Annotated in this window: 25 protein-coding genes; 14 read left to right on the top strand and 11 right to left on the bottom strand. The window is 66.0% G+C overall.

The window, feature by feature from the left end:
• The 5 genes from ACSQ4M_RS23125 to ACSQ4M_RS23105 are packed head-to-tail and all read right to left on the bottom strand — an operon-like array spanning nt 1 to nt 2,770.
• Nucleotides 1-585, bottom strand: a complete 585-nt coding sequence (locus ACSQ4M_RS23125; protein WP_436191752.1) for a TIGR00730 family Rossman fold protein — start codon at nt 583-585, stop codon at nt 1-3.
• Nucleotides 582-1,097 (bottom strand): RDD family protein, encoded by a 516-nt coding sequence (locus ACSQ4M_RS23120; RefSeq protein WP_436191751.1) that lies wholly within the window; start codon nt 1,095-1,097, stop codon nt 582-584. The genes ACSQ4M_RS23125 and ACSQ4M_RS23120 overlap by 4 nt, the downstream gene beginning before the upstream one ends.
• Nucleotides 1,094-1,744 (bottom strand): DUF3106 domain-containing protein, encoded by a 651-nt coding sequence (locus ACSQ4M_RS23115; RefSeq protein ID WP_436191750.1) that lies wholly within the window; start codon nt 1,742-1,744, stop codon nt 1,094-1,096. Before ACSQ4M_RS23115 ends, ACSQ4M_RS23120 begins: the two co-directional genes overlap by 4 nt.
• Before the next feature lie 16 nt (nt 1,745-1,760).
• Nucleotides 1,761-2,207: a DUF3619 family protein gene (locus ACSQ4M_RS23110; protein ID WP_436191749.1), complete on the bottom strand. Its 447-nt coding sequence runs from the start codon at nt 2,205-2,207 to the stop codon at nt 1,761-1,763.
• Nucleotides 2,204-2,770, bottom strand: a complete 567-nt coding sequence (locus ACSQ4M_RS23105; RefSeq protein ID WP_436191748.1) for an RNA polymerase sigma factor — start codon at nt 2,768-2,770, stop codon at nt 2,204-2,206. Before ACSQ4M_RS23105 ends, ACSQ4M_RS23110 begins: the two co-directional genes overlap by 4 nt.
• A 248-nt stretch (nt 2,771-3,018) precedes the next feature.
• Between ACSQ4M_RS23105 and ACSQ4M_RS23100 the strand changes: the two genes are divergently transcribed.
• The 6 genes from ACSQ4M_RS23100 (at nt 3,019) to ACSQ4M_RS23075 (ending at nt 10,907) form a co-directional block, all read left to right on the top strand.
• Entirely contained in the window at nt 3,019-4,806 is a 1,788-nt protein-coding gene (locus tag ACSQ4M_RS23100; RefSeq protein ID WP_436191747.1) for an acetolactate synthase 3 catalytic subunit, read from the top strand.
• Nucleotides 4,807-4,921: 115 nt separating this feature from the next.
• Nucleotides 4,922-5,413, top strand: coding sequence for an acetolactate synthase small subunit (gene ilvN / locus ACSQ4M_RS23095; RefSeq protein WP_056660219.1), 492 nt, complete (start codon nt 4,922-4,924; stop codon nt 5,411-5,413).
• 102 nt (nt 5,414-5,515) lie between these two features.
• Nucleotides 5,516-6,532: a ketol-acid reductoisomerase gene (ilvC, locus tag ACSQ4M_RS23090; RefSeq protein ID WP_436191746.1), complete on the top strand. Its 1,017-nt coding sequence runs from the start codon at nt 5,516-5,518 to the stop codon at nt 6,530-6,532.
• A gap of 75 nt (nt 6,533-6,607) precedes the next feature.
• Entirely contained in the window at nt 6,608-7,423 is an 816-nt protein-coding gene (gene pssA, locus ACSQ4M_RS23085; RefSeq protein ID WP_436191745.1) for a CDP-diacylglycerol--serine O-phosphatidyltransferase, read from the top strand.
• Nucleotides 7,424-7,628: 205 nt separating this feature from the next.
• Nucleotides 7,629-9,338 carry a 2-isopropylmalate synthase gene (gene leuA / locus ACSQ4M_RS23080; RefSeq protein ID WP_436191744.1) on the top strand — a complete coding sequence of 570 codons (1,710 nt, stop codon included), beginning with the start codon at nt 7,629-7,631 and terminating at the stop codon, nt 9,336-9,338.
• 30 nt (nt 9,339-9,368) lie between these two features.
• The gene (locus ACSQ4M_RS23075) at nt 9,369-10,907 is read left to right on the top strand and encodes a 2-isopropylmalate synthase (RefSeq protein WP_436191743.1); all 1,539 of its coding nucleotides are present in this window, start codon (nt 9,369-9,371) and stop codon (nt 10,905-10,907) included.
• Nucleotides 10,908-10,973: 66 nt separating this feature from the next.
• Here the strand turns inward: ACSQ4M_RS23075 and ACSQ4M_RS23070 are convergent, their stop codons facing one another.
• The 6 genes from ACSQ4M_RS23070 to ACSQ4M_RS23045 are packed head-to-tail and all read right to left on the bottom strand — an operon-like array spanning nt 10,974 to nt 15,647.
• Nucleotides 10,974-11,765 carry a peptidylprolyl isomerase gene (locus ACSQ4M_RS23070; RefSeq protein ID WP_436191742.1) on the bottom strand — a complete coding sequence of 264 codons (792 nt, stop codon included), beginning with the start codon at nt 11,763-11,765 and terminating at the stop codon, nt 10,974-10,976.
• A gap of 8 nt (nt 11,766-11,773) precedes the next feature.
• Nucleotides 11,774-12,094, bottom strand: coding sequence for a BolA family protein (locus ACSQ4M_RS23065; RefSeq protein ID WP_436191741.1), 321 nt, complete (start codon nt 12,092-12,094; stop codon nt 11,774-11,776).
• On the bottom strand, nt 12,094-12,657 hold the full coding sequence (locus ACSQ4M_RS23060; RefSeq protein WP_436191740.1) for a septation protein A: 564 nt from the start codon (nt 12,655-12,657) through the stop codon (nt 12,094-12,096). Before ACSQ4M_RS23060 ends, ACSQ4M_RS23065 begins: the two co-directional genes overlap by 1 nt.
• A 4-nt stretch (nt 12,658-12,661) precedes the next feature.
• The gene (gene msrB / locus ACSQ4M_RS23055; protein ID WP_436191739.1) at nt 12,662-13,072 is read right to left on the bottom strand and encodes a peptide-methionine (R)-S-oxide reductase MsrB; all 411 of its coding nucleotides are present in this window, start codon (nt 13,070-13,072) and stop codon (nt 12,662-12,664) included.
• The gene (locus ACSQ4M_RS23050; protein WP_436191738.1) at nt 13,069-14,556 is read right to left on the bottom strand and encodes a protein adenylyltransferase SelO; all 1,488 of its coding nucleotides are present in this window, start codon (nt 14,554-14,556) and stop codon (nt 13,069-13,071) included. The genes msrB and ACSQ4M_RS23050 overlap by 4 nt, the downstream gene beginning before the upstream one ends.
• A 56-nt stretch (nt 14,557-14,612) precedes the next feature.
• Nucleotides 14,613-15,647: an AraC family transcriptional regulator gene (locus ACSQ4M_RS23045; RefSeq protein WP_436191737.1), complete on the bottom strand. Its 1,035-nt coding sequence runs from the start codon at nt 15,645-15,647 to the stop codon at nt 14,613-14,615.
• A 145-nt stretch (nt 15,648-15,792) separates the two neighbouring features.
• Between ACSQ4M_RS23045 and ACSQ4M_RS23040 the strand changes: the two genes are divergently transcribed.
• The 8 genes from ACSQ4M_RS23040 to ACSQ4M_RS23005 all read left to right on the top strand — a co-directional run bounded on the left by ACSQ4M_RS23040 (nt 15,793) and on the right by ACSQ4M_RS23005 (nt 26,733).
• On the top strand, nt 15,793-17,526 hold the full coding sequence (locus tag ACSQ4M_RS23040) for a carboxylesterase/lipase family protein (protein ID WP_436191736.1): 1,734 nt from the start codon (nt 15,793-15,795) through the stop codon (nt 17,524-17,526).
• Nucleotides 17,527-17,623: 97 nt separating this feature from the next.
• Entirely contained in the window at nt 17,624-19,267 is a 1,644-nt protein-coding gene (locus tag ACSQ4M_RS23035) for a 3-(methylthio)propionyl-CoA ligase (RefSeq protein ID WP_436191735.1), read from the top strand.
• A 97-nt stretch (nt 19,268-19,364) separates the two neighbouring features.
• The gene (locus ACSQ4M_RS23030) at nt 19,365-20,597 is read left to right on the top strand and encodes a branched-chain amino acid ABC transporter substrate-binding protein (RefSeq protein ID WP_436191734.1); all 1,233 of its coding nucleotides are present in this window, start codon (nt 19,365-19,367) and stop codon (nt 20,595-20,597) included.
• A gap of 107 nt (nt 20,598-20,704) precedes the next feature.
• Nucleotides 20,705-21,739 carry a branched-chain amino acid ABC transporter permease gene (locus ACSQ4M_RS23025; RefSeq protein WP_436191733.1) on the top strand — a complete coding sequence of 345 codons (1,035 nt, stop codon included), beginning with the start codon at nt 20,705-20,707 and terminating at the stop codon, nt 21,737-21,739.
• A gap of 1 nt (nt 21,740) precedes the next feature.
• On the top strand, nt 21,741-23,033 hold the full coding sequence (locus ACSQ4M_RS23020; protein ID WP_436191732.1) for a branched-chain amino acid ABC transporter permease: 1,293 nt from the start codon (nt 21,741-21,743) through the stop codon (nt 23,031-23,033).
• Complete coding sequence (locus ACSQ4M_RS23015) at nt 23,030-23,821, top strand: ABC transporter ATP-binding protein (protein ID WP_436191731.1); 792 nt, start codon at nt 23,030-23,032, stop codon at nt 23,819-23,821. Before ACSQ4M_RS23020 ends, ACSQ4M_RS23015 begins: the two co-directional genes overlap by 4 nt.
• Before the next feature lies 1 nt (nt 23,822).
• Complete coding sequence (locus ACSQ4M_RS23010) at nt 23,823-24,518, top strand: ABC transporter ATP-binding protein (RefSeq protein WP_436191730.1); 696 nt, start codon at nt 23,823-23,825, stop codon at nt 24,516-24,518.
• 115 nt (nt 24,519-24,633) lie between these two features.
• Nucleotides 24,634-26,733 carry a 3-hydroxyacyl-CoA dehydrogenase NAD-binding domain-containing protein gene (locus ACSQ4M_RS23005; RefSeq protein ID WP_436191729.1) on the top strand — a complete coding sequence of 700 codons (2,100 nt, stop codon included), beginning with the start codon at nt 24,634-24,636 and terminating at the stop codon, nt 26,731-26,733.
• Nucleotides 26,734-26,752 lie beyond the last annotated feature (19 nt).

Raw genomic sequence — 26,752 nt, 5'->3', positions numbered from 1 at the left:
TCAGATCTGGTCCAGCTGCGGCGCGGGCGCAAGGCCCGCATCGTTGACCAGGTTCTTGAGCAGATCCTCTGCATCGCGGCCGATGCGGATCAGGTCCATCTGCCAATCGTTGACGAAGCCTGCGCGAACCGTGGTTTTCAGAAAGCTCTCCAGCCCGTCGTACAGGCCCTCGATGTTGAGCAGGCCGACGGGCTTGTCGTGGTAGCCCAGTTGACGCCAGGTCCAGACCTCGAAAAACTCCTCGAAGGTACCAATCCCGCCGGGCAGGGCCACAAAGGCATCGGCGCGCTCGGCCATCATGCGCTTGCGGTCGTGCATGGTGTCGACCACGTGTAACTCGGTACAGCCGCGGTGCGCCCATTCCTTCTCGACAAGAGCCTGGGGGATCACGCCGATGACTTGGCCGCCGGCTGCCAGCGTGGCATCGGCCACCATGCCCATGAGGCCGTTGTGGCCGCCGCCGTACACGAGTTGTCCGCCGTGCTCGCCGATCCAGCGGCCGACCTGTTGCGCTGCGGCACCGTAGGCAGGATGCGCTCCAGGGCGGGAGCCGCAGTAGACACAGAGCGAGAACGCGGGCTTCATCGGGTGTGTGGTAGGGCTGTGACGAGGCGCGTGCCGGCCAGGACGTCGTGCCAGAACTGGGATTGGGGGTGGAAGCGGCTGGCGATCGCCCACACCGCGACCCAGCCCAGCAGCAGCACGAAGGATTCGCCGGCCGGCAGCTGAAAGGGCGCGATCAGGACCAGCGGCGGCAGGAACCACAGCCAGCTCAGCAGGTAGCGCACGAAGGCCTTGGTTTGGCTGACGGGACGGCCTGCCCGGTCCACCACGCGGATGTGCCAGGTTTTCATCGCCAACGTCTGCCCCTTGGACCAGAACCAGGTGAAGTAGATGCCGAACACCACGAAGAGGAAGGCCTGCAGGGCAGTGCGGTTGTCCAGCGCGTTGCGGGTCTGGCTCAGCGTGCCGAACAGGTAGCCGGCAATGAAAACCAGGCCGAACATCAGCATGCCTTCGTAGAGCCAGCAAGCCATGCGGCGCCACAGTCCTGGCGCTTGCAAGGCAGGCGCCATCTCCGGTGTCGCGACCTTCATTGGTGCGTGGCCGTGTCCGGCTCGGTGGCGTGGGCGTCGACCTGGGGCAGCAAGGTCTGCGGATTGATCAGGTGGGGTGCGGTGCTGATGCGCGGCATGGTGCGTTGATTTTCCGGCGCAACCGGCATGGTGGCCAGGCGCTGGCGCGGAATCGGGCGGATCGCAGTGGCCATGCCGGGCAGGGTGCGGCGCGGCGCCTGCTCGGCAAGTTTGCGGCGTTCCTCTTCGCTGAGCGCCTGGTAGGCCTCCCATTTGGCCTGCTTGTCGTCGCTGGCCAGGCGTTCGGTTTCCGCGAAGTTCAGTCGCGCGCGGCTGCGCTCCGCGGCACTGAGCTTGACCCATTCGCCCATGCGCTGGTGCAGCTTCTGCTGCTCTTCGGCCGGGAGTTTTTCAAAGTTGCGCGACAGCGCGATCCACTTGCGGCGCTGGCCTTCGCCAAGGCTGTTCCAGCTCGGCCCGAGTGGCTTGAGGGCCTGGCGCTGGGCGCTGCTCAGACCCGCCCAGCGCGGGCTGGGCGCTTCGGCTTTTTCCGTGGCCGGGCCGCTTGCGGCCTTGGTGGCCGGCTGCGCACAGGCCAGCGCCACCGCACAGCACAGGCTGGCGCCTGTGGCGAACTGGACCCAGTGGAAGCGGCGGGGTGCGTGCAAAGTGGGGCGCCCTGTGTCAGTTCTGCGGTGCGTTGTCACCAGCCTTGAGGAACTGCAGGAAACCGGGGTCTGTGTAGGCGTCGGTCGGCAGGCTGTCGGTGAGCAATGCCGCGTCCACTTCGGCCAACTCGCTGGCGCGGTTGTCGTTCTGCACCATGTAGATGACCAGCAACCCGGCAACCAGGGCCAGCAGTGGCAGCATTGCGCCCAGCCGGGCCCACAGCCCGGGTTCGTCCCGCCCGCCCAACTGCAGGGTGCCAGCGCGCCCGGAGCGAACGATGCTGACCGTGCTGACCACGGGCGCGAACTCCGCCACCTTGCGCCGGGCAACGGCTTGTTGCCGCGCCACGCGGAGCCGCTCGGCAATGTCATGGTCCAGATTGGTGCAGGACTCCGATAGGCGGCCCGCGATCACGCGGCCGAGGCGATCAGTCGACAGGGCGATGGAAAGAGCTTGGTTCATAGGTGGATTCCTTTGGCCGTCAGGGCGCGACTCAGGCTGGCGACGGCGCGCGAGCAGTGGGTTTTGACGCTCCCTTCGGAGCAACCCATGGCAGCGGCCGTCTCTGCGACGTCCATCTCCTCCCAGTAACGCAACAAAAATGCCTCGCGTTGACGTCCCGGTAGCCGTTGGATCTCGGTTTCGATCTCCCGCAGGATCTGTGCCCGACGCGTGGTGTCTTCCGCGCTCTCGTGGCCTTCGCTGCCGCTCTGCGGCGCCAGCGCCTCCAGCAGGTCGAAATCGCCGTCCTCCCCGGCGGACTCGAAGTCGCTGAGGTTGGAGAAGAGTGCGTTGCGCGTCTTCTGCCGGCGGAACCAGTCCAGCGTGCAGTTCGACAGAATGCGCTGGAACAGCAGCGGCAGTTCGGCCGGGGGCTTGTCGCCGTAGTGCTCGGCGAGCTTCATCATGCTGTCCTGCACGATGTCCAGCGCCGCTTCCTCGTTGCGCACGTGGTACAGGCAACGCTTGAAGGCGCGTCTCTCCACACCTTTGAGGAAGTCGGACAGTTCTTTGTCGGTGGCCAAGACGGCTGTTGTGGGGGTTCGCGCACTCGCGATGGGGCCGCGAGGAAAGCCAAAGATTATGGCATCGATGCAAGAAGGCGCAAAAAATCGTTGATAATCCCGGCGCTCGTCAAAAAAGCAAACGGGTCACGATCCGGCGCTGCAAGCATCTCGCCCATGGTCCTGGCCTTAAGTTCCAACGTCTCTTCACAAGAGAGGGCGAAGGAGCACCCAAGGTATTTCGTCAGAGAAATTCACAAAGGTTGATCATGGAAATCTCCAAAGCCGAACTGAAGTCGGCAGCTGCCGCATCCTCCCCCCTCTCGCAAACCGGCCCCCAGGAGCTGATGGGCGCGGAGATCCTCGTCAAGGCCTTGCAGGCCGAGAACGTCAAGCACATCTGGGGCTACCCTGGCGGTGCGGTGCTGTACATCTACGACGCGCTGTACAAGCAGGACACCATGCAGCATGTGCTGGTGCGCCACGAGCAAGCCGCAGTGCACGCCGCCGACGGCTATGCGCGCGCCACTGGCGACGTGGGCGTGGCACTGGTGACCTCTGGTCCTGGCGTCACCAATGCCATCACCGGCATCGCCACGGCCTACATGGACAGCATCCCGATGGTGATCATCACCGGTCAGGTCCCGACGCCGGCGATCGGCCTCGATGCCTTCCAGGAGTGCGACACCGTGGGCATCACGCGGCCCATCGTCAAGCACAACTTCCTGGTCAAGGACGTGCGCGACCTGGCCATGACGGTCAAGAAGGCCTTCCACATCGCGCGCACCGGCCGGCCTGGCCCCGTGGTGGTCGACATCCCCAAGGACGTCTCGTTCAAGAAGGCGCTGTACAGCGGCTACCCCGAGACGGTGGAAATGCGCTCGTACAACCCCGTGCGCAAGGGCCACGGCGGCCAGATCCGCAAGGCGCTGCAGCTTCTGCTGACGGCCAAGCGCCCCTACATCTACACCGGCGGCGGCGTGCTGCTGAGCAACGCGACCAATGAGCTGCGCACGCTGGTCGACATGCTGGGCTACCCGGTCACGAACACGTTGATGGGCTTGGGCGCCTACCCGGCGTCGGACCGCAAGTTCCTCGGCATGCTGGGCATGCACGGCACGCTGGAAGCCAACAACGCGATGCAGAACTGCGACGTGCTGCTGGCCGTGGGCGCGCGCTTCGACGACCGCGTGATCGGCAACCCCAAGCACTTCGCGCAGAACGAACGCAAGATCATCCACATCGACATCGATCCGTCGAGCATCTCCAAGCGCGTGCGCGTGGACATCCCCATCGTGGGCGATGTGAAGGACGTGCTGACCGAGCTGATCGCGATGATCCGCGAGTCCGACACCAAGCCCGACAGCGGCGCCTTGGCCGGTTGGTGGGAGCAGATCGAGGTCTGGCGCAAGCGCGACTGCCTCAAGTACAGCCGTGGCGCGGGCGACGTGATCAAGCCGCAGTACGTCATCGAGACGCTGTGGAACATGACCAAGGACGTGGAGACCTACGTCACCTCCGACGTCGGCCAGCATCAGATGTGGGCCGCGCAGTACTACCGCTTCGACGAGCCGCGCCGCTGGATCAATTCCGGTGGCCTGGGCACCATGGGCGTGGGCATCCCCTACGCCATGGGCATCAAGCTCGCCAAGCCCGAGGCCGAGGTGTTCTGCGTGACGGGGGAGGGCTCGGTGCAGATGTGCATCCAGGAACTCTCCACCTGCCTGCAGTACAACACGCCGATCAAGATCCTCTCGCTCAACAACCGCTACCTGGGCATGGTGCGCCAGTGGCAAGAGGTCGAGTACGCCGGCCGCTACAGCAGCAGCTACATGGACGCGCTGCCCAATTTCGTGAAGCTGGCCGAGGCCTATGGTCATGTGGGCATGCTGATCGAGCGCCCGCAGGACGTGGAGCCGGCGCTGCGCGAGGCGCGCAAGCTCAAGGACCGCACGGTGTTCATGGACTTCCGGACCGACCCGACGGAGAACGTGTTCCCCATGGTCCAGGCCGGCAAGGGCATCACCGAGATGCTGCTGGGCTCCGAAGACCTGTAACGCTCGCACCGCCTGGCCCACCTGGGCCGGGCTCTTTCAACGACGAATCTATTGCCCGCCGAGCCCGCGCATTACCGTGCGCGGGGGAGGGCGGCGAAAAGAGGAATCTGCATCCATGAAACACATCATCGCAGTGCTGCTGGAGAACGAAGCCGGCGCACTTTCCCGCGTCGTCGGCCTGTTCTCGGCCCGCGGCTACAACATCGAATCGCTGACCGTCGCGCCGACCGAGGACCCGAGCCTGTCGCGCATGACGATCCAGACCACGGGTTCGGACGACGTGATCGAGCAGATCACCAAGCACCTGAACCGGCTCATCGAAGTCGTCAAGGTGGTCGACCTGACCGAAGGCGCCTACACCGAGCGCGAGCTCATGATGGTCAAGGTGCGCGCGGTGGGCAAGGAACGCGAGGAGATGAAGCGCATGGCCGACATCTTCCGCGGCCGCATCATCGACGTGACCGAGAAGAGCTACACCATCGAACTCACGGGTGACCAGGGCAAGAACGACGCCTTCCTCGAAGCCATTGAGCGCAGCGCGATCCTGGAAACCGTGCGCACGGGATCCAGCGGCATCGGCCGCGGCGAGCGCATCCTGCGCGTGTGAGTACCAAGCATCCGCGCGCGCGTGCTGGCAGGCTCGGCGCGGCGGATCGACGATTTGCGAGGCTGCCGTCGGCAATTCGCCTGAACCATTTGGAGCAAGACAATGAAGGTTTTCTACGACAAGGACTGTGACCTCTCCCTGATCAAGGGCAAGACCGTCACCATCATCGGCTATGGCAGCCAGGGCCATGCGCACGCGCAGAACCTGAACGACAGCGGCGTCAAGGTGCTGGTCGGCCTGCGCAAGGGCGGCGCATCGTGGAGCAAGGTCGAGAAGGCCGGTCTGCAGGTCGCCGAAGTCGCCGAAGCCGTCAAGGCCGCCGACGTCGTCATGATCCTGCTGCCTGACGAGCAGATCGCCCAGGTCTACAAGAACGACGTGGCACCCAACATCAAGCAGGGCGCCTCGCTGGTGTTCGCCCACGGCTTCAACGTGCACTACGGCTTCGTGCAGCCGCGCGCCGACCTGGACGTCTGGATGGTCGCGCCCAAGGCCCCCGGCCACACCGTGCGCGGCACCTACACCCAGGGTGGCGGCGTGCCCCACCTCGTGGCGGTGCACCAGGACAAGTCGGGCAAGGCGCGCGACCTGGCCCTGTCCTACGCCATGGCCAACGGCGGCGGCCGTGCCGGCATCATCGAGACCAACTTCCGCGAAGAAACCGAGACCGACCTGTTCGGCGAGCAAGCCGTTCTGTGCGGCGGCACCGTCGAGCTGATCAAGGCCGGCTTCGAGACGCTGGTGGAAGCCGGCTATGCGCCCGAGATGGCCTACTTCGAGTGCCTGCACGAGCTCAAGCTCATCGTGGACCTGATCTACGAAGGCGGCATCGCCAACATGAACTACTCGATCTCGAACAACGCCGAGTACGGCGAGTACGTGACGGGCCCGCGCATCGTGACCGACGAAACCAAGAAGGTCATGAAGCAGGTGCTGAAGGACATCCAGACCGGCGAGTACGCCAAGAGCTTCGTGCTCGAAGCCGCCGCCGGCCAGCCCGCGCTGATCAGCCGCCGCCGCCTGAACGCCGAGCACCAGATCGAAGTGGTGGGCGAGCAGCTGCGCGCCATGATGCCCTGGATCAAGAAGAACAAGCTGGTCGACCAGACCCGCAACTGATCACCGGTTTCCCGGTACCTCCGCAAGGCCACTTCGGTGGCCTTTTTCAATGGGCCCCTCCACTACACTTGTCCCATGCATGATGGAAACGATTCCGACCTGATGCTCGTGGACGAGCCCGTGCCGCGCAAGCGCCGCAAGGGCATCTACGTCCTGCCCAATCTGTTCACATTGGCGGCACTGTTCGGCGGCTTCTATGCGGTCGTGATGGCCATGAACAACCGGTTCGACCTGGCCGCCGTGGGGGTCTTCTGCGCCATGGTGCTGGACAGCCTGGACGGGCGTGTTGCCCGCATGACGAACACGCAGAGCGCGTTCGGCGAGCAGATGGACTCGCTGTCCGACATGGTCTCCTTCGGTGCCGCGCCGGCCCTGATCGCCTACGAGTGGACGCTGCGCGGGGCCGGGCGTTGGGGCTGGATCGCCGCCTTCGTCTACTGCGCGTGCGCCGCGCTGCGGCTGGCGCGCTTCAACGTGAACACGGCGGTTGTCGACAAGCGCTGGTTCCAGGGCTTGCCGTCACCGGCTGCGGCGGCCTTGGTGACTGGCTTCATCTGGCTCATGACCGAGCTGGAGGTGGACCGCAACGATGTCACATGGCCCATGTTCGGTCTGGCGCTGTACGCGGGGCTCACCATGGTGACCAACGTGCCGTTCTACAGCTTCAAGGATGTGCAGATGAAGAAGAGCGTGCCCTTCGTCGTGATCGTGCTGATCGCGCTGGGCATCGCCATCGTCAACATCCACCCGCCCATCGTCATGTTCGGGCTGTTCGTGGTCTATGGATTCAGCGGCTATGCGGTCTACGCCTGGCGCAAGACCAAGGGACAGCAGACCAGCGTGATCAGCACCTCGACCGACGAGCCGGACGAGCGCGGGCTGCACAAATGAGACAGCTGTTTGCAGGGTGCCTCACGCATCTGTGCTAGAGTCCGCGCCATGCAAAATTTCGTGCTAGCCCTACTAATCGACCCCTACGGGCGGAGACGGTAGCGCGCGCGCAACTTTTGTCGAAACGGCCCGTTTGCACCAGCAACGGGCCGTTTTTCTTTTTGGGTTTGCTGGTGTTGTTTGACCACTCTCGAGGATCCGCATGATGTTGAAGAACCCCGCCAGCAAGTACGCCGCCTTTCAACCGGTGCGCCTGACGGACCGCACCTGGCCCGACGCCCAGATCATGCAAGCCCCCATCTGGCTCTCCACCGACCTGCGCGACGGCAACCAGGCGCTGATCGAGCCCATGGACGGCGCGCGCAAGCTGCAGATGTTCCAGGCGCTGGTCAAGATCGGCTTCAAGGAGATCGAGGTGGGCTTTCCCTCGGCATCGCAGACCGAGTTCGACTTCGTGCGCAAGCTCATCGAGGAAGACCTGATCCCCGAGGACGTCACGATCCAGGTGCTGACCCAGGCGCGCGAGCACCTCATCGAGCGCACCTTCGAGTCGCTGCAGGGCGCCAAGCGCGCCATCGTGCACCTGTACAACGCCTGCGCGCCCATCATGCGCCGCGTGGTGCTGGGCATGGACGAGGACGGCATCGTCGAACTGGCCACCGCGCAGGCCCGCATGTTCCAGGACCTCGCCGCGCGCCAGCCCGAGACCCGGTGGACCTTCCAGTACTCGCCCGAGATGTTCTCCGGCACCGAGCTGGCCTTCTCCAAGCGTGTCGTCGATGCGGTAACCGCCGTCTGGCAGCCCACGCCCGAGCGCAAGTGCATCATCAACCTGCCGTCCACGGTGGAGCACTCCACGCCCAACATCTTCGCGGACATGATCGAGTGGATGCACCGCAATCTTGCGCGCCGCGATGCCATCGTTCTGTCCGTGCACCCGCACAACGACCGCGGTACAGGCACAGCCGCCGCTGAATTCGCCGTGATGGCCGGCGCCGACCGCCTCGAAGGCTGTTTGTTCGGCAACGGCGAACGCACGGGCAACCTCGACGTGGTCAACGTCGCGCTGAACCTCTACACGCAGGGCGTGTCGCCGGGCCTGGACTTCTCCGAGATCGACGAGATCCGCCGGGTGGTCGAGCACTGCAACCAGTTGCCCGTGCACCCGCGCCACCCGTACGTCGGCGACCTGGTCTACACCTCGTTCTCGGGCTCGCACCAGGACGCGATCAAGAAGGTCTTCTCGGCGCGCAAGGAGGGCGACATCTGGAACGTCCCCTACCTGCCCATCGATCCCAAGGATCTCGGCCGCACCTACGAGGCCGTGATCCGCGTGAACAGCCAGTCCGGCAAGGGTGGCATCTCCTACCTGCTCGAGAGCGAGTTTGGCCTGGAATTGCCGCGCCGTTTGCAGATCGAATTCAGCCAGGTGGTGCAGGGCGTCATGGATGCCGAGGGCAAGGAACTCACGGCGCACGACCTCTGGACCCTGTTCGAGAAGGAATACGGCCTGCACGACGTGGCGGCGCCCCAGCACCGCCTCACCGAGCGGCGTGGCGCCGGTGATGCCACCGAGGTCGAGCTCTCGGCCGACCTGGTCTTTGCCGGCAAGCCGGTGCAAATCCAGGGCCGCGGCACCGGCCCCATCGATGCCTTCGTCGACGGCCTGCAACAGGCCACGGGCCGCGGTGTGCGCGTGATGGACTACCACGAGCACGCCATCGGTGCCGGCGCCAACGCCAAGGCCGTGGCTTACCTCGAGTTGCGCGTGGATGACGGCCGCACGCTGTTCGGCGTGGGCATCGACTCGAACATCGTGTCGGCCTCGCTCAAGGCCATCGTGTCCGGACTGCAGCGCGGCACGCGCGGCGAGGACAATGTGGCTGCGGAGCTTGACGCCGCCGCTGCGCGTTGAGCCCAGCACCTGCACGACAAGGAGACCACGATGAGCGACCAACTGATCATTTTCGACACCACCTTGCGCGACGGCGAGCAATCGCCGGGCGCCTCGATGACGCGCGACGAGAAGCTGCGCATCGCACGCCAGCTCGAACGGCTCAAGGTCGACGTGATCGAGGCCGGTTTCGCGGCCAGTTCCAACGGGGACTTCGAGTGCGTGCAGGCGATCGCGCGTGCCGTGCGCGAGTCGACCATCTGCTCGCTGTCGCGCGCCAACGACCGGGACATCGCGCGCTCGGCCGAGGCGCTCAAGGATGCGGCCCGTGCGCGCATCCACGTGTTCATCGCGACCTCGGCGCTGCACATGGAGAAGAAACTGCGCATGACACCCGACCAGGTGTTCGAGCAGGCGCGTCAGTCGGTGCGCTTCGCACGCAACCTGGTCGGCGACATCGAGTTCAGTCCCGAGGATGGCTACCGCAGCGATCCCGACTTCCTGTGCCGCGTGATCGAAGAAGTGATCAAGGAAGGCGCGACGACGATCAACGTGCCCGACACCGTGGGCTACGCGATCCCCGAGCTGTACGGCAACTTCATCCTGAACCTGCGCCAGCGCATCCCGAACAGCGACAAGGCCGTCTGGTCCGTGCACTGCCACAACGACCTGGGCATGGCGGTGGCCAACTCGCTGGCCGGCGTGAAGATCGGCGGCGCGCGCCAGGTCGAGTGCACCATCAACGGCCTGGGCGAGCGCGCCGGCAACTGCTCGCTCGAAGAGATCGTGATGGCCGTGAAGACCCGCCGCGACTACTTCGGCCTGGACGTGAACATCGCCACCGAGCACATCGTGCCGGCCAGCCGCATGGTCAGCCAGACCACGGGTTTCGTGGTGCAGCCCAACAAGGCCGTGGTCGGCGCCAACGCCTTCGCCCATGCCTCGGGCATCCACCAGGATGGCGTGCTCAAGGCGCGCGACACCTACGAGATCATGCGGGCCGAGGACGTTGGCTGGAGCGCCAACAAGATCGTGCTGGGCAAGCTGTCGGGCCGCAACGCCTTCAAGCAGCGCCTGCAGGACCTGGGCGTGCAGATGGAGAGCGAGTCCGACATCAACGCCGCATTCGCGCGCTTCAAGGATCTGGCCGACCGCAAGAGCGACATCTTCGACGAGGACATCCTGGCCCTCGTCAGCGAAGAGAGCGTGGCGCACGAGCAGGAGCAGTACGCCTTCGTCTCGCTCAAGCAGCACAGCGAGACCGGCGAGCGGCCGCAGGCCGAGGTGGTGTTCACGGCCCAGGGCCAGGAGGTGCGCGGTGCTTCCGACGGCAACGGCCCTGTCGACGCCTCGCTGAAGGCCATCGAGTCGATTGTGAAGAGCGGCGCCGAGATGGTGCTGTACTCGGTCAACGCCATCAGCGGCTCGACCGAGAGCCAGGGCGAGGTCACGGTGCGGCTGCAGAACAGCGGCCGCGTGGTCAACGGCGTGGGCGCCGATCCCGACATCGTGGTGGCATCGGCCAAGGCCTACCTGTCGGCGCTGAACAAGCTGCACAGCAAGGCCGAGCGCGTCGCCGCGCAGGGTTAGCGAGGGCACCCCGCAGAGCAAAAAGGCTTCCCGAGGGAAGCCTTTTGCGTTGCCGGGGCAGGGCGCTTACTCGACCTTGGCCTTGGCGCGCAGTTCCTGCTGGTACTGCTGCATCTTCTGCTGCTGCAGCTGCTGCGCGATCTGCGGCTTGACCTGTTCCAGCGGCGGGAACTCCTGCTGGCGCTCGTCGTTCAGGCGGATGATGTGGTAGCCGAACTGGGTCTTGACCGGAACCTCGGTGGTCTGGCCCTTCTTGAGCTTGACCAGTGCGTCGCCGAACTCCTTCACGTAGCCAGCCGGGTTGGCCCAGCCCAGATCCCCGCCGTTGGCACCGGATCCGGGGTCCTTGGACTGCTTCTTGGCGATGTCCTCGAACTTGCCGCCCTTCTTCAGGCTGGCGATGATGGCCTTGGCGTCGGCTTCCTTCTCGACCAGGATGTGCTGGGCCTTGTATTCCTTGCCGTCGCTGGAATTGGCGGCCTTGACCTTGTCGTACTCGGCCTGGATCTCGGCGTCGGTCACGGGATGGGTCTTCTGGTAGTCCACCAGCAGTTCGCGCACCAGCAGCGACTGGCGGGCGAAATCCATCTGGGCCTGGAAGTCGGGCGTGGCGTCCAGGCCACGCTTCTGCGCTTCCTGCATGAACACTTCACGCATGATGACTTCCTCGCGCAGCTGGCCTTCCTGGTCCGGCGTGACCGGGCGGCCGGCGCGGGCCATCTGCTCAGCCAGCGCATCCACACGCGCCTTGGGAACAGCCTTGCCGTTCACCACCGCCACGTTCTGCGCGAACGTGGGCATGCTGGCGGCACCCAGCACGAGCGCAGCCGCAACTGCGGAATACAGAGACTTCTTCATGTGTTTCCTCAAGAACTTTGGGAGGGCGGGGCCTGGAGCGACGACGGCGTCGCGGCCGGGTGCACGGGAGGGAGAACTTCGATGGCTATGGCGTGCACGCCCTGGGTGATCATTTGGCGCAGCGGATCATACACAAGGCGATGTTGCGCCACGCGCGACAGTCCGGCAAATTGTGGAGAGGCGATGCGTATGCGGAAGTGCGTGCCATAGGGCTGCGGGCCGGCGCCCGCATGGCCGGCGTGCGCGGCGCTTTCGTCTAGCACTTCGAGCTGCGTGGGCGCCAGCGCCGCACGCAGAACCTGCGCCATGTCTTCGGCCGTCGCCACCATCAGCGGCGCTCCTTGGGCTCGACTTCGACCACATCGCCGTCGGACTTGAGGTAGCGCGAAACGTACAGACCCTGGCCGACGATGAAGGCCAGCGGGAACACGTAACCCCACAGCTTGAAATCGACCCAGGCATCGGTGCTGAAGTAATAGGCCACGTAGCCGTTCACGACCGCCATGAACAGGCAGTAGGCCACCCATAGCCAGTTCAGCCGCATCCATACCGCGTCGGGCAGCTCCAGCTGGCTGCCCAGCACGAGCTTCAGAAAGTTTTTCTTGAACACCCAGACCGTGACGGCCAGGGCCAGCGCCATGGCGGCGTACAGCACCGTGGGTTTCCACTTGATGAAGCGTTCGTCCTGCAGCACCAGGGTCAGGGTGCCGAACACCAGCACCAGCGCCAGCGTGGCCTTCTGCATGGTCTGCAGCTTGCGTTCCTGCGCATAGGTCACGCCCATCTGCACCACGGTGGCGGCCATCAGCACGGCCGTGCCGACATAGATGCCATAGAGCTTGTAGGCGCCGAAGAACAGCAGGATCGGCAGGAAGTCGAGCAGGATCTTCATGGGCTCACTTGTCCTCGAACTGCAGCGAGGCCGAGTTCATGCAGTAGCGCAGGCCGGTCGGCGCGGGGCCGTCCGGGAACACATGGCCCAGGTGGGCACCGCAGCTGGCGCAAACGGTCTCTGTGCGCACCATGCCATGGCTGCGGTCGACGATCTCCTCGATCGCGCCGGGCACGGCTTCTTGCGAAAAGCTGGGCCAGCCGCAGCCGGCGTCGAACTTGGTGCTGGAGTCGAACAGCTTGGCGCCGCAGCAGACGCAGTGGTAGCTGCCATCGGCCCAGTGCTGTTCGTACTTGCCGGTGTAGGGCCGCTCGGTGGCCGCATGGCGGGTGACCTGGTAGGCGGCCGGTTCGGCGCCTTTCTCGGCCAGCAGTGCACGCCATTCGGCGTCGGTTTTCTCGATGGGGCGGGTCATGAGGAACAGCTGATCTCGATGGAAGAGGCCCAGTCGGGCGGGAAGTCGGCATCGGCCTCGCAGCCGGGATGCGCGTCAAATGGGGCCTGCAGCAGGCGGCGCAAGCGTTCGACCTCGGAGAAGTCCTTGTCCTGCGCGCGGCGGATGGCCTGCTCGGCCAGGTGGTTGCGCAGCACGAACTTGGGATTGACGGCGTGCATGCGCGCACCGGCCTGGGCGAGATCGGTGCCGGCCATGCGGCGCTGGTAGAGCGTGGCCCAGTCGTCGAAAGCCGCGCCGTCCAGGAACAGGTCGCGCACGGGCTGCAGCAGCATGCCCGCCGCGACGGCGTCGGACAGCCGGCGCCAGAAGATGGTGTGGTCCGCGCGCTGGCTGGCCAGCAACTGCAGCGTGGACTCGATCAGCGCGCGGTCGTCGTCCAGCGGCTGCGCCAGGCCGAGCTTGGCGCGCATGGCCGTCTCCAGCGCCTGCGGAAAATCGGCCTTGTAGGTCTCCAGCGCGGCCAGTGCCAGATCCTGCTCCTCGATCAGCGGCAGCAGCGCCTGGCCCAGGCAGAACAGGTTCCAGTACGCGACGTTGGGCTGGCGGTTGAAGGCGTAGCGGCCCTGGCTGTCGCTGTGGTTGCAGATGTGACCGGGGTCGAAGGCATCGAGGAACTGGAACGGCCCGTAGTCGATGGTCAGGCCCAGGATGCTCATGTTGTCGGTGTTCATGACACCGTGGCAAAAGCCCACGGCCTGCCATTGCGCGAGCATGGCGGCCGTGCGCTGCGTCACGGCGCGCAGCAGTGCCGCGTACACATTGCCGCCGAAGTCCGCGGCCTGCTCTCGGCACGCGGGGTAATGGCGGTCGATCACATGGTCGGCCAGTGCGCGCAGAGAGGTGTGGTCGCCGCTGGCCGCGAAATGCTCGAAGTGGCCGAAGCGGACGAAGCTGGGCGCCACGCGCGTCACGACGGCGGCGGTCTCCAGCGTCTCGCGGCGCACCGGTGCGTCCGAGCCCGTCACGCACAGCGCACGCGTGGTGGCAATGCCCAGGCCCGCCATGGCCTCGCTGCACAGGAATTCACGGATCGACGAGCGCAGCACGGCACGGCCGTCGCCCATGCGCGAGTACGGCGTGCGCCCGGCGCCCTTGAGTTGCAGTTCCTGGCCAGCGGCCGTTTCGCCGAGTCCGATCGCGCGGCCGTCGCCGAGCTGGCCGGCCCAGACGCCGAACTGGTGGCCGCTGTAGACCGAAGCGTAAGGCGCGCTGCCGGGCAGCAGCTGGTTGCCCGTGAAGGCCTGCAGCGCAGCATCGGACGCAAACCACGCGGCATCCAGGCCCAGCTGCGCGGCGACCTCGGCACTGCGGCCGACCCAGTAGGGGGCGGGCAGCGGCGTGGGCTGCAGGCGCGTGAGAAAGGCCGGCCCCAGGTCGGCGAAGCCCGCGCGCCAGGCGATGGGCGCGGGGTCGGCCAGGACGGCCTCGGTGGAAGAGCGCATCCCCCGATTGTCGGGCAGGCGGGTAAACCCCGGCCGACAAGGGCCACCGCGGCGCTTCAGCAGCCGATCTGGGCGCGGTACTGGGCCGGTGGCACGCCGAACCAGCGCTTGCAGGCGCGGTGGAAGTTGCTGCTGTCCCCATAGCCCAGCAGGTCGGACACATCCGCCAGGCTGTGGCGCTGCTCGGCCAGGTATTGCTGGGCCAGTTCGTGCCGCGTGCTGTCGAGCAGGGCCTGGTAGGACACCTGTTCCTGCTGCAGCCGGCGCTGCAGCGTGCGCTCGGCCAGGCCCAGGCCCTTGGCCACCACCTCGCGGCGCGGCTCGCCCTGGTTCAACAGCCGCGCGATCTCGCTGCGCACACGGCTCGCGGTGCTGGTCTGGCCCAGCTGGGCGAGTTGCTTGTCCAGCAGCGCCTCCAGCATGCCGGCCAGCTCGGCGTCATAGGTCGGGATCGGGCGGTCCAGGTCACTGCGCGCGATCAGCATGCGGTTGGCCGGTGCGCCGAAGCGCAACGCACAGCCGAAGGCCGCGCGCTGCGGCCCGTCGTCGGCAGGCGCGGCATCGGCCAATTCCACCAGCAGCGGGTCGAATTCCTTGCGCGTGAGCCACTGGCACAGCATCAGCGTGGCCAGCATGGCGTACTCCACGCGCTGACGCGGGATCGGCAGCGTGCCACCCGTGTGCACCGTGGTCAGCCAGATGCCGCGTGCCTCCAGCTGCAGCGAGAAGCCCGTCGCGTCCGAGATCACGGCCATGTAGCGCGCCAGGTGGGTCAGCGCGCGGCCCAGGTCGGGGCTGCAGCTCATCACATGGCCCACGGTGCCGGTGTTGCTGTGGGTGGCGGCAAGGTGGCGCTGCAGACCCAGTGTGGGCTTGCCGGAGCGTGCCACGGCCAGCTGCCACAGCCGCGTGATCTGGTCCACCGGGATGCGCGCGTTGTGCCGGTGCAGCGTGGCCGCGTCGAAACCCGCGTCGCGCAGCAAGGCGGGCACGTCCAGCCCTTGCGCCTCGAACATGGTCAGCACGCCCGTGAGCCAGGCGGCCGAACTCGTGCGCACGGGCAGGTAGGGGAGAGTGGTTGCTGAAGTCATCGGTTTGGCGCGCTTGCGATAGCGGTGTTCGTGCGGACCCCTCCTAGACTTTCTCTTGGCAACGGCCCGAAGCGGCGCAGTATGGACGAGGGTCCGCTGCCCGCGCATTCCGAATAACCCCGAAGCACGGGACAAGGAGACAAGCATGCGTACAGCTTTTTCGGCGGCATCCTCGTGTGCGCAGCGCACCACGGCGGTGCTGGTTCTTGCGGCCTGCGCGGCGCTGGCGGGCTGCGGTGGCTCCGACGACGACGCCCCCACCGTGCGCAGCACCGCGTATGGCAAGGTTCAGGGCATCGACGATTCGGCGAACAGCGGCACCTATGTCTGGAAAGGCGTGCCCTTTGCCAAGCCACCGGTCGGCGCACTGCGCTGGAAAGCGCCCGTGGAGCCGGACGCCTGGACCGGCACGCGCACCACGCAGACCTTCGGCAACGCCTGCCTGCAGAACGGCCGTATCTACGGTCCCGGCGCGAACAACACCTACGACAGCACGATTGCCAGCACGCTGAATACCCCTGTGGGCAAGGAGGACTGCCTGACGCTGAACATCTGGCGGCCGGCCACCGGCGACAACAAGCTGCCGGTGATCCTGTTCATCTACGGCGGTAGCAACATCTCGGGCTACACGGCCGACCCGGTCTACGATGGCGCAAAGCTGGCCAAGGCGGCCAATGCCGTCGTGGTCACGGCCAACTACCGTGTCGGCGTACTGGGCTTCTTCAGTCTGCCGCAGCTCAGGGCCGGGGCCAGTGCGCAGGATGCCTCGGGGAACTTCGCGATCCTGGACAACCTGCAGGCGTTGAAGTTTATCCAGAAGAACATCGGCAACTTCGGCGGCGCGGCAGACAACGTCACGGTCATGGGGCAATCGGCCGGCGCCATCAACACTTACGCGCTGATGGCCTCGCCGCTGGCGGCCGGCCTGCTCCACAAGGCCATCCCACTGTCTGGCGGCATCTCGCTGGCCACCAACCTGCCCGCCAACAGCCTGCCCACGCTGAACCCGCCAGCGACCTATCTGGCCCAGGGCAATGGCCTGCTGGCCCAGCTGCTGATTGCAGATGGCAAGGCCGCGGACGTGCCTGGCGCCCTGGCCTACGCAGCGACGCAGACCGACGCGCAGATCGCCGACTACCTGCGCGGCAAGGATGCCAACACGGTGCTGACGACGGTGCTGGCCAAGGGTCTGACCGGCTCCGGCCCCATTCCCGATGGTGCGGTGGTGCCGCTGGACCCGATCGCCACCATGAAGGCGGGCAACTACCAGAAGGTCCCGGTGCTGGCCGGCATGACGGCCGAGGAAGGCAAGCTGTTCGCTCCGTTCCTGACGCTGTTCGGCGGCAAACCCGGCATGGTCGTCACGGACGCTGCACGCTTCACGCTGATGCAGAACTTCAACCCCGATGTCCCTACCACGCTGACCGCGGCCGACATCCTGGACGCGTCCTACCTGCCGGTGACCGCCCCTGCCACCGGCTACAACGCCAAGACCAGCCAATTGGGCAGCATCTTCCTGGGCGCCGCGCGCGACAACGTGCTGAACACACTGGCCAGCCAGCAAGCCAATGTCTGGTATTACGAGTTCGCCTGGGCCCAGGAGCCTGCGCCCTGGAACGACATCTACGGTGCCGCCCATGCGTTCGATCTGCCGTTCCTGTTCGGCAACTTCGGGCCCTCGGTGTTTGCGAACGCAGTGAACAGCACGGCCAATCGGCCGGGCCGGCTGGCCTTGTCCAGCGCAATGATGGCCAGCGTTTCCGCCTTCGTCCGCAATGGCAATCCAAACCACGCCGGCCTGGGCGTGACCTGGCAGCCCTGGCCTGGAAAGCTGGTGTTCGACGGCACGCAAACGGCCGCGAGGATCTCGGTGCAGTGACCCCGGGCAAGGGCGGGCGTACGGGTAAATACCGAACGCGCCCGCCCTTACGATGCAGGCCTCTGACATCACGAGCTTTCCAAGAGGAGTAGTACCCATGCTGGGTTTGATGCAAAACCAACCACTGTTGATTTCCGGCTTGATCGACTTCGCCGAGCGCCACCATGGCGACGGCGAGATCGTCTCGCGCCGGGTCGAGGGAGATCTCCACCGTTATGCCTGGCGCGACGTGGCGCGCCGTGCGCGCCAGATCGCCAACGGCCTGGACAGCTGGGGCCTGGGATTCGGCGACCGCGTCGCCACGCTGGCCTGGAACGGCTACCGCCACCTGGAACTCTACTTCGGCGTGAGCGGCTCGGGCCGCGTGCTGCACACCATCAACCCGCGCCTGCACCCCGAGCAGATCGCCTGGATCGCCAACCACGCCGAAGACCAGGTGCTGTGCTTCGACCTCACGTTCCTGCCGCTCGTGCAGGCCGTGCACGCCAAATGCCCCACGGTCAAGCATTGGGTCGCGCTGTGCGACGCCGACAAGCTGCCACAGGACAGCGGCATCCCCGGCCTGCAGAGCTACGAGACCTGGCTTGCGGACAAGTCCGACACCTACCGCTGGCCGGTGTTCGACGAGAACACAGCCTCGAGCATGTGCTACACGAGCGGCACCACGGGCAACCCCAAGGCCGCGCTGTACAGCCACCGCTCGACCACGTTGCACGCCTACGCCGCGGCGCTGCCCGACGTGATGGGCATCAGCGCGCGCGACGCCATCCTGCCGGTCGTGCCGATGTTCCACGTCAACGCCTGGGGTATCCCGTACTCGGCCGCGCTGACGGGCGCCAAGCTGGTGTTTCCCGGCCCGGCCATGGATGGCAAGTCCATCTACGAGTTGATCGAGGGCGAGAAGGTCAGCTACGCCGCCGGCGTGCCCACGGTCTGGCAGATGATGCTGATGCACATGAAGCCGGCGGGGCTGAAGTTCTCCACGCTCAAGCGCACGGTGATCGGCGGCTCGGCCTGCCCGCCGGCCATGATCCACGCCTTCCGCGAGGACTACGGCGTGGAGGTGCTGCACGCCTGGGGCATGACCGAGATGTCGCCGCTCGGAACGCTGTGCACGCTGAAGAACAAGCACCTGGACCTGCCCAAGGACGAGCAGATGAAGATCCTGCTCAAGCAGGGCCGGGCCATCTACGGCGTGGACATGAAGATCGTCGGCGCCAATGGCGAAGACCTGCCATTCGACGGCAAGGCCTCCGGCGACCTGCTGGTGCGCGGCCCCTGGGTGGTGCGCGAGTACTTCAAGGGCGAGGGCGGTGCGCCGCTGGTGCGCGACGCCCAGGGTGTCGAATGGTTCCCGACCGGCGACGTGGCCACCATCGACGCCGACGGCTTCATGCAGATCACCGACCGCAGCAAGGACGTGATCAAGTCCGGCGGCGAGTGGATCAGCTCCATCGACATCGAGAACATCGCCGTGGCCCACCCGGCCGTGGCCATGGCGGCCTGCATCGGCGTATTCCATCCCAAGTGGGACGAGCGGCCCATCGTGGTCGTCGTGAAAAAACCCAATGCCGAGGTCAGCCGCGAGGAACTGCTGAAGTTCTACGAGGGCAAGACCGCCAAGTGGCAGATTCCGGACGACGTGGTCTTCGTCGACGCGATCCCGCTCGGCGCGACCGGCAAGATGCTCAAGACCCGGCTGCGCGAGCAGTTGAAGGACTACCGCCTGCCGAGCTTGTGAGCCGCACACGACACCGCCTAGGGCAATCCCTCAGCGGTGGCGCAAACGAAGACTTGTAACCTGCCCGCACTTTTTCAGACCACTAGGAGACCAACGAATGAAGCCTGTTGTACGAATCGTTGCAGCCGCTGCGCTGCTGGCCTGTGCGATGGGCGCCTTCGCCCAGAAGGGCGAGACAGTCAAGATCGCCTGGATCGACCCGCTGTCGGGCCTGATGGGCCCGGTGGGCAACAACCAGATCAAGAGCTTCCAGTTCTTCGCCGAGAAGTTCAACCAGAGCAATCCGGCCGGCGTGAAGTTCGAAGTGATCCCGTTCGACAACAAGCTGAGTCCGGCCGAGAGCCTGAACAACCTGAAGGCCGCACTCGACCAGGGTGTGCGCTACATCACTCAGGGCAACGGCTCCTCGGTCGCGGCCGCGCTGATCGACGCGGTCGACAAGCACAACGCGCGCAACCCGGGCAAGGAGGTGATCTACCTCAACCACTCGGCCGTGGACCCGGACTTCACGAACAGCAAGTGCAACTACTGGCACTTCCGCTTCGATGCCGACACCTCCATGAAGCTGGAGGCGCTGACCACCTACATGCAGGAGCAGCCGGACATCAAGAAGGTCTACCTGCTCAACCAGAACTACTCGCACGGCCAGCAGGTCGCCAAGTTCGCCAAGGAGATCCTCGCGCGCAAGCGGCCCGATGTGCAGGTGGTCGGCGAAGACCTGCACCCGCTGGCCCAGGTGCGCGACTTCGCGCCCTACATCGCCAAGATCAAGGCATCGGGCGCCGACACCGTGATCACGGGCAATTGGGGTTCGGACCTCGCGCTGCTGGTCAAGGCGGCCAACGAAGGCGGCTACAACGGCAAGTTCTACACCTACTACGCCGGCGTGACCGGCACGCCCACGGCGTTGGGCACAGGCGGCGCAGGGCGCGTCTACCAGGTCGCCTACAACCACTACAACATGGGCGGCCAGATGGGCCAGTGGATGACCGAGTTCCAGACCAAGTTCAAGGACGACTTCTACACGGGCTCGGTGATCCATATCTACAACGCACTCGGCGCGGCCATGGCCAAGGCCAAGTCGACCGATCCGGTCAAGGTGGCCGCGGCGATGGAGGGCCTGAAGTTCAAGAGCTTCAACGGCGACGTGGAGATGCGCAAGTCCGACCACCAGTTGCAGCAGCCGCTGTACCTGAGCGTATGGCAGAAGGCCGATGCCAAGTACCCCTACAGCCCCGAGAACACGGGCATGACGCTGGCACCGGTCAAGACCTTCGAGTCCTATGTGTCCAGCACCCCGACCAGCTGCCAGATGAAGCGGCCTGGATGACATCGTCGTGGTTCTGCGGGCGGCTGGCTGCCGCCCACCGGCCCGATCCAGAGGTTCTGGTTCGGGCCTTTTTTTGAGGTTGACCTGGTGGTCGCAAAGGTGAGGTGATGGAGTTCTTCACGATCTCGATGCTCAACGGGCTGAGCTACGGCCTGCTGCTGTTCCTGCTCAGTTCCGGGCTCACGCTGATCTTCAGCATGATGGGCGTGCTCAACTTCGCGCACGCAAGTTTTTATATGCTGGGCGCCTACGCGGGCTACACCGTGTCGCAGCTGGTCGGCTTCTGGCCGGCGCTGGTGCTGGCGCCCATCGTGGTCGGCGTGCTGGGCTCGCTGTTCGAGCGGCTGTGCCTGCGCAAGGTCCACAAGTTCGGCCACGTGCCCGAACTGCTGGTGACCTTCGGTCTGTCCTTCGTGATCCTGGAGATCGTGCAACTGGTCTGGGGCCGCACGGCCGTGGCGTTCGCGCCACCGCCCGTGCTGCAGGGGCCGGCGTTCACGCTGGTGCAGCACTCCGTCAACGGGCTCAGCCTGGTCTGGGGTGCGGCGCCAAGCGGCATGTGCCAGGCGGCGGACGCCGCCGTGCGCGTGGTCTGCTCGCCGTTCCCGGCGACGCGCGGTTTCATGATGCTGGTGGCCGTGCTGATGCTGGTGGCTGTCTGGCTGCTGCTCACGCGCACACGCATCGGCCTGGTGATCCAGGCCGCGCTGACGCACCCCGAGGCCGTGGAGTCGCTGGGCCACAACGTGCCGCGCGTGTTCATGCTGGTGTTCGGCGCGGGCGCCGGGCTGGCCGGGCTGGCCGGCGTGATCGGCGGCAGCACCTTCGTGACCGAGCCGGCGATGGCGGCCACGGTGGGCTCCATCATCTTCGTGGTGGTGGTGGTCGGCGGCATGGGCTCGCTGTCGGGCGCCTTCCTCGCGTCCATCCTGATTGGCGTGATCCAGACCTTCGCGGTCGCGATGGACGGCTCGCTGCTGGGCCTGCTGCGCAGCCTGGGCATGGAGCCGGGTCCGGCGGCCAGCAGCAATGCTCTGCTCACGCTCACGGTCTCGCAGGTGGCGCCCATCCTGCCCTACCTGTTCCTCGTGCTGATCCTGATCTTCCGGCCCAAGGGCCTGCTCGGCAGCCGGGAGGGTTGAGATGTCGAAATCACACTACAGCTTCAAACCCTGGAACGTCGGCCGTGTCGTTGTCTGGGGCCTGTTCGCGCTCGTGATGGCGGTGGCACCGCTGCTGTTCACGAGCAACCTGTCGGCGACCATGCTGTCGCAGATGGGCATCGCCATCATCGCCTGCCTGTCCTACAACATGCTGCTGGGCCAGGGCGGCATGCTGAGCTTCGGCCACGCGGTCTACACGGGCCTGGGCTCCTATGTGGCGATCCATGCGCTGAACATGGTCAGCGGCGGCCAGCTGCCGATCCCGGTCAGCCTGCTGCCCATCGTGGGCGGCATCGCCGGCATGTTCTTCGCCGTGCTGTTCGGCTACGTGACCACCAAGAAGGCCGGCACGCCCTTCGCGATGATCACGCTGGGCATGGCCGAACTCGTGTTCGCGATGTCGCTGATGTTCTCAGGCTTCTTCGGCGGCGAGGCCGGCGTCAGCGGCAACCGGGTGGCCGGCAAGCCCTTCTTCGGCATCAGCTACGGGCCGCAGATCCAGGTGTACTACCTGATCGCCGCCTACACCTTCGTCTGCGTGGCCGCCATGTTCGCGTTCACGCGCACGCCGCTGGGCCGCATGCTGAACGCCGTGCGCGACAACGCAGAGCGCGTGGAGTTCATCGGCTACAGCACACGCCGCGTGCGCTACATCGCCTTCATCATCGCGGGCTTCTTCGCCGGCATCGCGGGTGGCCTGGGCGCGCTGAACTTCGAGATCGTGACGGCCGAGGTGGTGGGAGCAGGGCGTTCGGGCGGCTACCTGCTGTTCACCTTCCTGGGCGGGGCGACTTTCTTCTTCGGCCCCATCATCGGCGGCATCCTGATGGTGCTGGCCTTCGTGCTGCTGTCCGAGTTCACCAAGGCCTGGCTGCTGTACCTGGGCCTGGTATTCCTGTTCATGGTCATGTATGCGCCCGGCGGCATCGCCAGCCTCATCATGATGAACCTGCGCGTGGCTGCGTTCGGCCAGCTGCGCCGGCTGTGGACCTCCTACCTCGCGTTGGGCGGCACGGCACTGGTGCTGCTGGCGGGGGCCGCGGCGATGGTCGAGATGGTCTACCACCTGCAGCTCGGTGCGGCCATGGGCTCGGAACTGCGTTTCCTGGGCGCGACGCTCGATGTGGCGAGCGTGGACAGCTGGTTCGGCTGCATCTTCGTGCTGCTGACCGGCATCGGCCTGTTCGAGGTGGCACGGCGCAGCTTCATGCACGACTGGGGCGAGGCGCAGGTCGCGATCGAAAAGGAAATCAAACGGCGGGAGGCCGCGTGAGCGAATCATCATCCACCCTGGGCTACGCGCTCGAACTGGTCAACCTGCGCAAGAGCTTCGGCAAGACCGAGATCATCCGCGGCGCCGAACTCAAGGTCGCGGCCGGCGAGCGCGTGGCCATCATCGGCCCCAATGGCGCCGGCAAGTCCACGCTGTTCAACCTCATCAGCGGGCGTTTCGGCCCCACCAGTGGCGAGATCCGGCTCGACGGCCAGCGCATCGACGGCCTGGCGCCGTACGAGATCAACCGGCGCGGGCTGTCGCGCAGCTTCCAGGTGTCCAACCTGTTCACGCGGCTGTCGGTGTTCGAGAACCTGCGCTGCGGCGTGCTCTGGTCGCTGGGCTACCGCTATGCGTTCTGGAAGTTCCTGGCCGATCTCAAGGACGCCAACGACCGCGCCGAGCAGCTCATGCACATGCTCAAGCTGGACAAGCGACGCGACGTGCTGGCCATGAACCTGACCTATGCCGAGCAGCGCGCGCTCGAGATCGGCCTGACCATCGCGGGCGGCTCCAGCGTGGTGCTGCTCGACGAGCCCACGGCCGGCATGAGCAAGAGCGAGACCACGCGCTTCATCCAACTGATCCGCGACGTGACCGTGGGCAAGACGCTGCTGACCGTGGAGCACGACATGGGCGTGGTGTTCGGCCTGGCCGACAAGATCGCCGTGCTGGTCTATGGCGAGGTGCTGGCCTTCGACACGCCCGACGCGGTGCGCGCCAACCCGCGCGTGCAGGAGGCCTACCTGGGCTCGGTGCTCGCGGAACAGCAGGCAGGTGGACATTGACATGCTGAAGATCGACAACCTGCACGCCTACTACGGCAAGAGCCATGTGCTGCATGGCGTGAACCTGGAGATCGGCCAGGGCGAGATCGTCGCGCTGCTCGGGCGCAACGGCTCGGGCCGCTCGACCACAGCCAAGGCCATCATGGGCCTGGTGGACTGCGAAGGCCAGATCGTCTGGAAGGGCCAGGACATCCTGGGCCGCAAGGCCTACGAGATCGCGCATCTGGGCATCGGCTACGTGCCCGAGAACCGCGACATCTTCCCCACGCTGACCGTGCACCAGAACCTCATGCTGGGCCAGAAGGGCAAGGGGCAGGGCAGCCGCTGGGGCTTCGACGACATGTACGGCATGTTCCCGCGGCTCAAGGAGCGCCAGCACACCGAGGCCGGCGTGCTCTCGGGCGGCGAGCAGCAGATGCTCACGCTGTGCCGCGCCCTGATGGGCGACCCCGACCTCATCATCATCGACGAGCCGACCGAGGGCCTCGCGCCCAAGATCGTCGAGCTCGTCGGCGAGTACCTCAAGGCGCTCAAGGCGCGCGGCATTTCGGTGCTGCTGATCGAGCAGAAGCTCACCATCGCCATGAGCATCTCCGACCGCGCGCTGGTCATGGGCCACGGCAGCATCGTGTTCCAGGGCACACCCGAGGCCCTGCGCGCGGACGCCTATGTCCGCAAGGAGTGGCTGGAGGTGTAACAGGAAGCTGCAAGCGCTGTCCCGACCGGGACAAGACCCACCGAACCGTGTGCGCATCAGTCCTAGAATGAAAAGCGAACGGTCGTTCTTTTCATGTTCAACGAGGAGTCCCAGCATGACCGCTGCCTACGCAGTCCACGGTGACATTGCCGTCATCAGCCTGAACAACCCACCGGTCAATGGCCTGGGGCTTGCAACCCGCCAGGGCATCGCCGATGGCCTGGCCCAAGCCAACGCCGACGGGGCCGTGCGCGCCATCGTGCTGACCGGCGCCGGCAAGGCCTTCTCGGGCGGCGCCGACATCAAGGAGTTCGGCTCGCCCAAGGCCTTGCAGGAGCCCAACCTGCTCAGCGTGATCCTGGCCGTGGAGAACTCGGCCAAGCCCGTGGTCGCGGCCATCCACTCGGTCTGCATGGGCGGCGGGCTCGAGCTGGCCCTGGGCTGCCACTACCGCATCGCCGCGCCGGGCTGCGCCGTCGCGCTGCCCGAGGTCAAGCTGGGCCTGGTGCCCGGCGCCGGCGGCACGCAGCGCCTGCCGCGCGTGCTGGGTGTGGAAGCGGCCCTCAACATGATCGTGAGCGGCGAGCCGGTCAAGAGCGAGTTCATCGCCGCCGTGCCGGGCCAGAAGCTGTTCGACAAGATGGCGGCCTCGCCCGAGTCGCTGGCAGAGGAAGCCCTGGCCTACGCCCGCTCGGTGGCCGACGCACGTCCGCTGCCCCTCGTGCGCAACCTGCCGTGCAAGCATCCCAAGGGCGATGCCTACTTCCAGTTCGCGCGCAACATGGTGAAGGGCATGGCCAAGAACTTCCCGGCGCCGGCCAAGTGCGTGGACACCGTGGAAGCGGCCACCAAGCAGAAGTTCGACGCCGGCATGGCGGCCGAGCGCGAGGCCTTCATCCACCTGATGTGGACGCCCGAGTCGCGTGCGCTGCGCCATTTGTTCGTGTCCGAGCGCGCCGCCTCCAAGATCCCCGACGTGCCCGAAGACCAGCCGCAGCGCAAGATCGAGAAGGTGGCCGTGATCGGTGCCGGCACCATGGGCGGTGGCATCAGCATGAACTTCCTGAACGCGGGCGTGCCGGTCACCATGCTGGAGATGAAGCAGGAGGCGCTGGACCGCGGCGTCGCCACCATCCGCAAGAACTACGAGGCCCAGGTCAAGAAGGGCAAGCTCAAGCAGGACAAGTACGAGCAGCGCATGGCACTGCTGCAGACCACGCTGGACTACGCCGACCTGGCGCAGGCCGACCTCGTGATCGAGGCCGTGTTCGAGGAGCTGGGCGTCAAGGAGCAGGTGTTCAAGAAGCTCGATGCCGTCATGAAGCCGGGCGCCATCCTGGCCAGCAACACGTCGACGCTGGACGTCAACAAGATCGCGGATTTCACCCAGCGTCCGCAGGATGTGGTGGGTCTGCACTTCTTCAGCCCGGCCAACGTCATGAAGCTGCTCGAAGTCGTGCGCGGTGCCAGGACCGGCAAGGACGTGATGGCCACCGTGATGAGCGTGTCCAAGAAGATCAAGAAGACGGCCGTGGTTTCGGGCGTCTGCGACGGTTTCATCGGCAACCGCATGATCGAGCAGTACAGCCGCCAGGCCGGCTTCCTGCTCGACGAGGGCTGCACGCCCGAGCAGGTCGACAAGGCCGTCGAGAAGTTCGGCTTCGCCATGGGCCCGTTCCGCATGGGCGACCTGGCCGGCAACGACATCGGCTGGGCCATCCGCAAGCGCCGCTATGTCGAGAAGCCCGGCATGAAGTACAGCAAGACGGCCGACCTGCTCTGCGAGCGCGGCCGCTTCGGCCAGAAGACCGGCGCGGGCTGGTACGACTACCAGCCCGGCAAGCGCGACCCGATCCCGAACGCCGAGGTCGTCAAGATGATCGAGGAGCACCGCAAGGCGCTGGGGATCACGCCGCGCAAGATCTCGGACGAGGAGATCGTGCAGCGCCTGGTGTTCGCGCTGGTCAACGAGGCGGCCCACATCCTGGAGGAAGGCATCGCCAACAAGGCCAGCGACATCGACGTGGTCTACATCTTCGGCTATGGCTTCCCCGTGCACCGCGGCGGCCCCATGCTCTACGCGGACCAGGTCGGCCTGTTCAACGTGGTCCAGGCCATGCAGCGCTTCGCGACCAACCCGCTCGACGATGCCGCGTTCTGGCAGCCCGCGCCGCTGCTCGCGCGCCTGGCCGCCGAAGGCAAGACCTTCAACTGATCATTCCAAAGAACAAGGA

Source organism: Pseudorhodoferax sp. LjRoot39 (assembly GCF_964253035.1).
Lineage (GTDB): Bacteria > Pseudomonadota > Gammaproteobacteria > Burkholderiales > Burkholderiaceae_C > Pseudorhodoferax.
The sequence above is the reverse complement of the archived record's forward strand: the minus strand, read 5'-3'. Positions and strand labels throughout refer to the sequence as shown.

What these genes read in the sequence shown, in the direction of transcription:
- ACSQ4M_RS23050 (WP_436191738.1), bottom strand. Translation starts at nt 14,556, where the DNA reads ATGCGCTCTTCCACCGAGGCCGTCCTGGCCGACCCCGCGCCCATCGCC.
- ACSQ4M_RS23040 (WP_436191736.1), top strand. Translation starts at nt 15,793, where the DNA reads ATGCGTACAGCTTTTTCGGCGGCATCCTCGTGTGCGCAGCGCACCACG.
- ACSQ4M_RS23075 (WP_436191743.1), top strand. Translation starts at nt 9,369, where the DNA reads ATGAGCGACCAACTGATCATTTTCGACACCACCTTGCGCGACGGCGAG.
- ACSQ4M_RS23110 (WP_436191749.1), bottom strand. Translation starts at nt 2,207, where the DNA reads ATGAACCAAGCTCTTTCCATCGCCCTGTCGACTGATCGCCTCGGCCGC.
- pssA (WP_436191745.1), top strand. Translation starts at nt 6,608, where the DNA reads ATGCATGATGGAAACGATTCCGACCTGATGCTCGTGGACGAGCCCGTG.
- ACSQ4M_RS23060 (WP_436191740.1), bottom strand. Translation starts at nt 12,657, where the DNA reads ATGAAGATCCTGCTCGACTTCCTGCCGATCCTGCTGTTCTTCGGCGCC.
- ACSQ4M_RS23125 (WP_436191752.1), bottom strand. Translation starts at nt 585, where the DNA reads ATGAAGCCCGCGTTCTCGCTCTGTGTCTACTGCGGCTCCCGCCCTGGA.
- ilvN (WP_056660219.1), top strand. Translation starts at nt 4,922, where the DNA reads ATGAAACACATCATCGCAGTGCTGCTGGAGAACGAAGCCGGCGCACTT.
- ACSQ4M_RS23010 (WP_436191730.1), top strand. Translation starts at nt 23,823, where the DNA reads ATGCTGAAGATCGACAACCTGCACGCCTACTACGGCAAGAGCCATGTG.
- ACSQ4M_RS23100 (WP_436191747.1), top strand. Translation starts at nt 3,019, where the DNA reads ATGGAAATCTCCAAAGCCGAACTGAAGTCGGCAGCTGCCGCATCCTCC.
- ACSQ4M_RS23045 (WP_436191737.1), bottom strand. Translation starts at nt 15,647, where the DNA reads ATGACTTCAGCAACCACTCTCCCCTACCTGCCCGTGCGCACGAGTTCG.
- ACSQ4M_RS23035 (WP_436191735.1), top strand. Translation starts at nt 17,624, where the DNA reads ATGCTGGGTTTGATGCAAAACCAACCACTGTTGATTTCCGGCTTGATC.
- ACSQ4M_RS23030 (WP_436191734.1), top strand. Translation starts at nt 19,365, where the DNA reads ATGAAGCCTGTTGTACGAATCGTTGCAGCCGCTGCGCTGCTGGCCTGT.
- ilvC (WP_436191746.1), top strand. Translation starts at nt 5,516, where the DNA reads ATGAAGGTTTTCTACGACAAGGACTGTGACCTCTCCCTGATCAAGGGC.
- msrB (WP_436191739.1), bottom strand. Translation starts at nt 13,072, where the DNA reads ATGACCCGCCCCATCGAGAAAACCGACGCCGAATGGCGTGCACTGCTG.
- ACSQ4M_RS23120 (WP_436191751.1), bottom strand. Translation starts at nt 1,097, where the DNA reads ATGAAGGTCGCGACACCGGAGATGGCGCCTGCCTTGCAAGCGCCAGGA.
- ACSQ4M_RS23020 (WP_436191732.1), top strand. Translation starts at nt 21,741, where the DNA reads ATGTCGAAATCACACTACAGCTTCAAACCCTGGAACGTCGGCCGTGTC.
- ACSQ4M_RS23005 (WP_436191729.1), top strand. Translation starts at nt 24,634, where the DNA reads ATGACCGCTGCCTACGCAGTCCACGGTGACATTGCCGTCATCAGCCTG.
- leuA (WP_436191744.1), top strand. Translation starts at nt 7,629, where the DNA reads ATGTTGAAGAACCCCGCCAGCAAGTACGCCGCCTTTCAACCGGTGCGC.
- ACSQ4M_RS23070 (WP_436191742.1), bottom strand. Translation starts at nt 11,765, where the DNA reads ATGAAGAAGTCTCTGTATTCCGCAGTTGCGGCTGCGCTCGTGCTGGGT.
- ACSQ4M_RS23025 (WP_436191733.1), top strand. Translation starts at nt 20,705, where the DNA reads ATGGAGTTCTTCACGATCTCGATGCTCAACGGGCTGAGCTACGGCCTG.
- ACSQ4M_RS23065 (WP_436191741.1), bottom strand. Translation starts at nt 12,094, where the DNA reads ATGGTGGCGACGGCCGAAGACATGGCGCAGGTTCTGCGTGCGGCGCTG.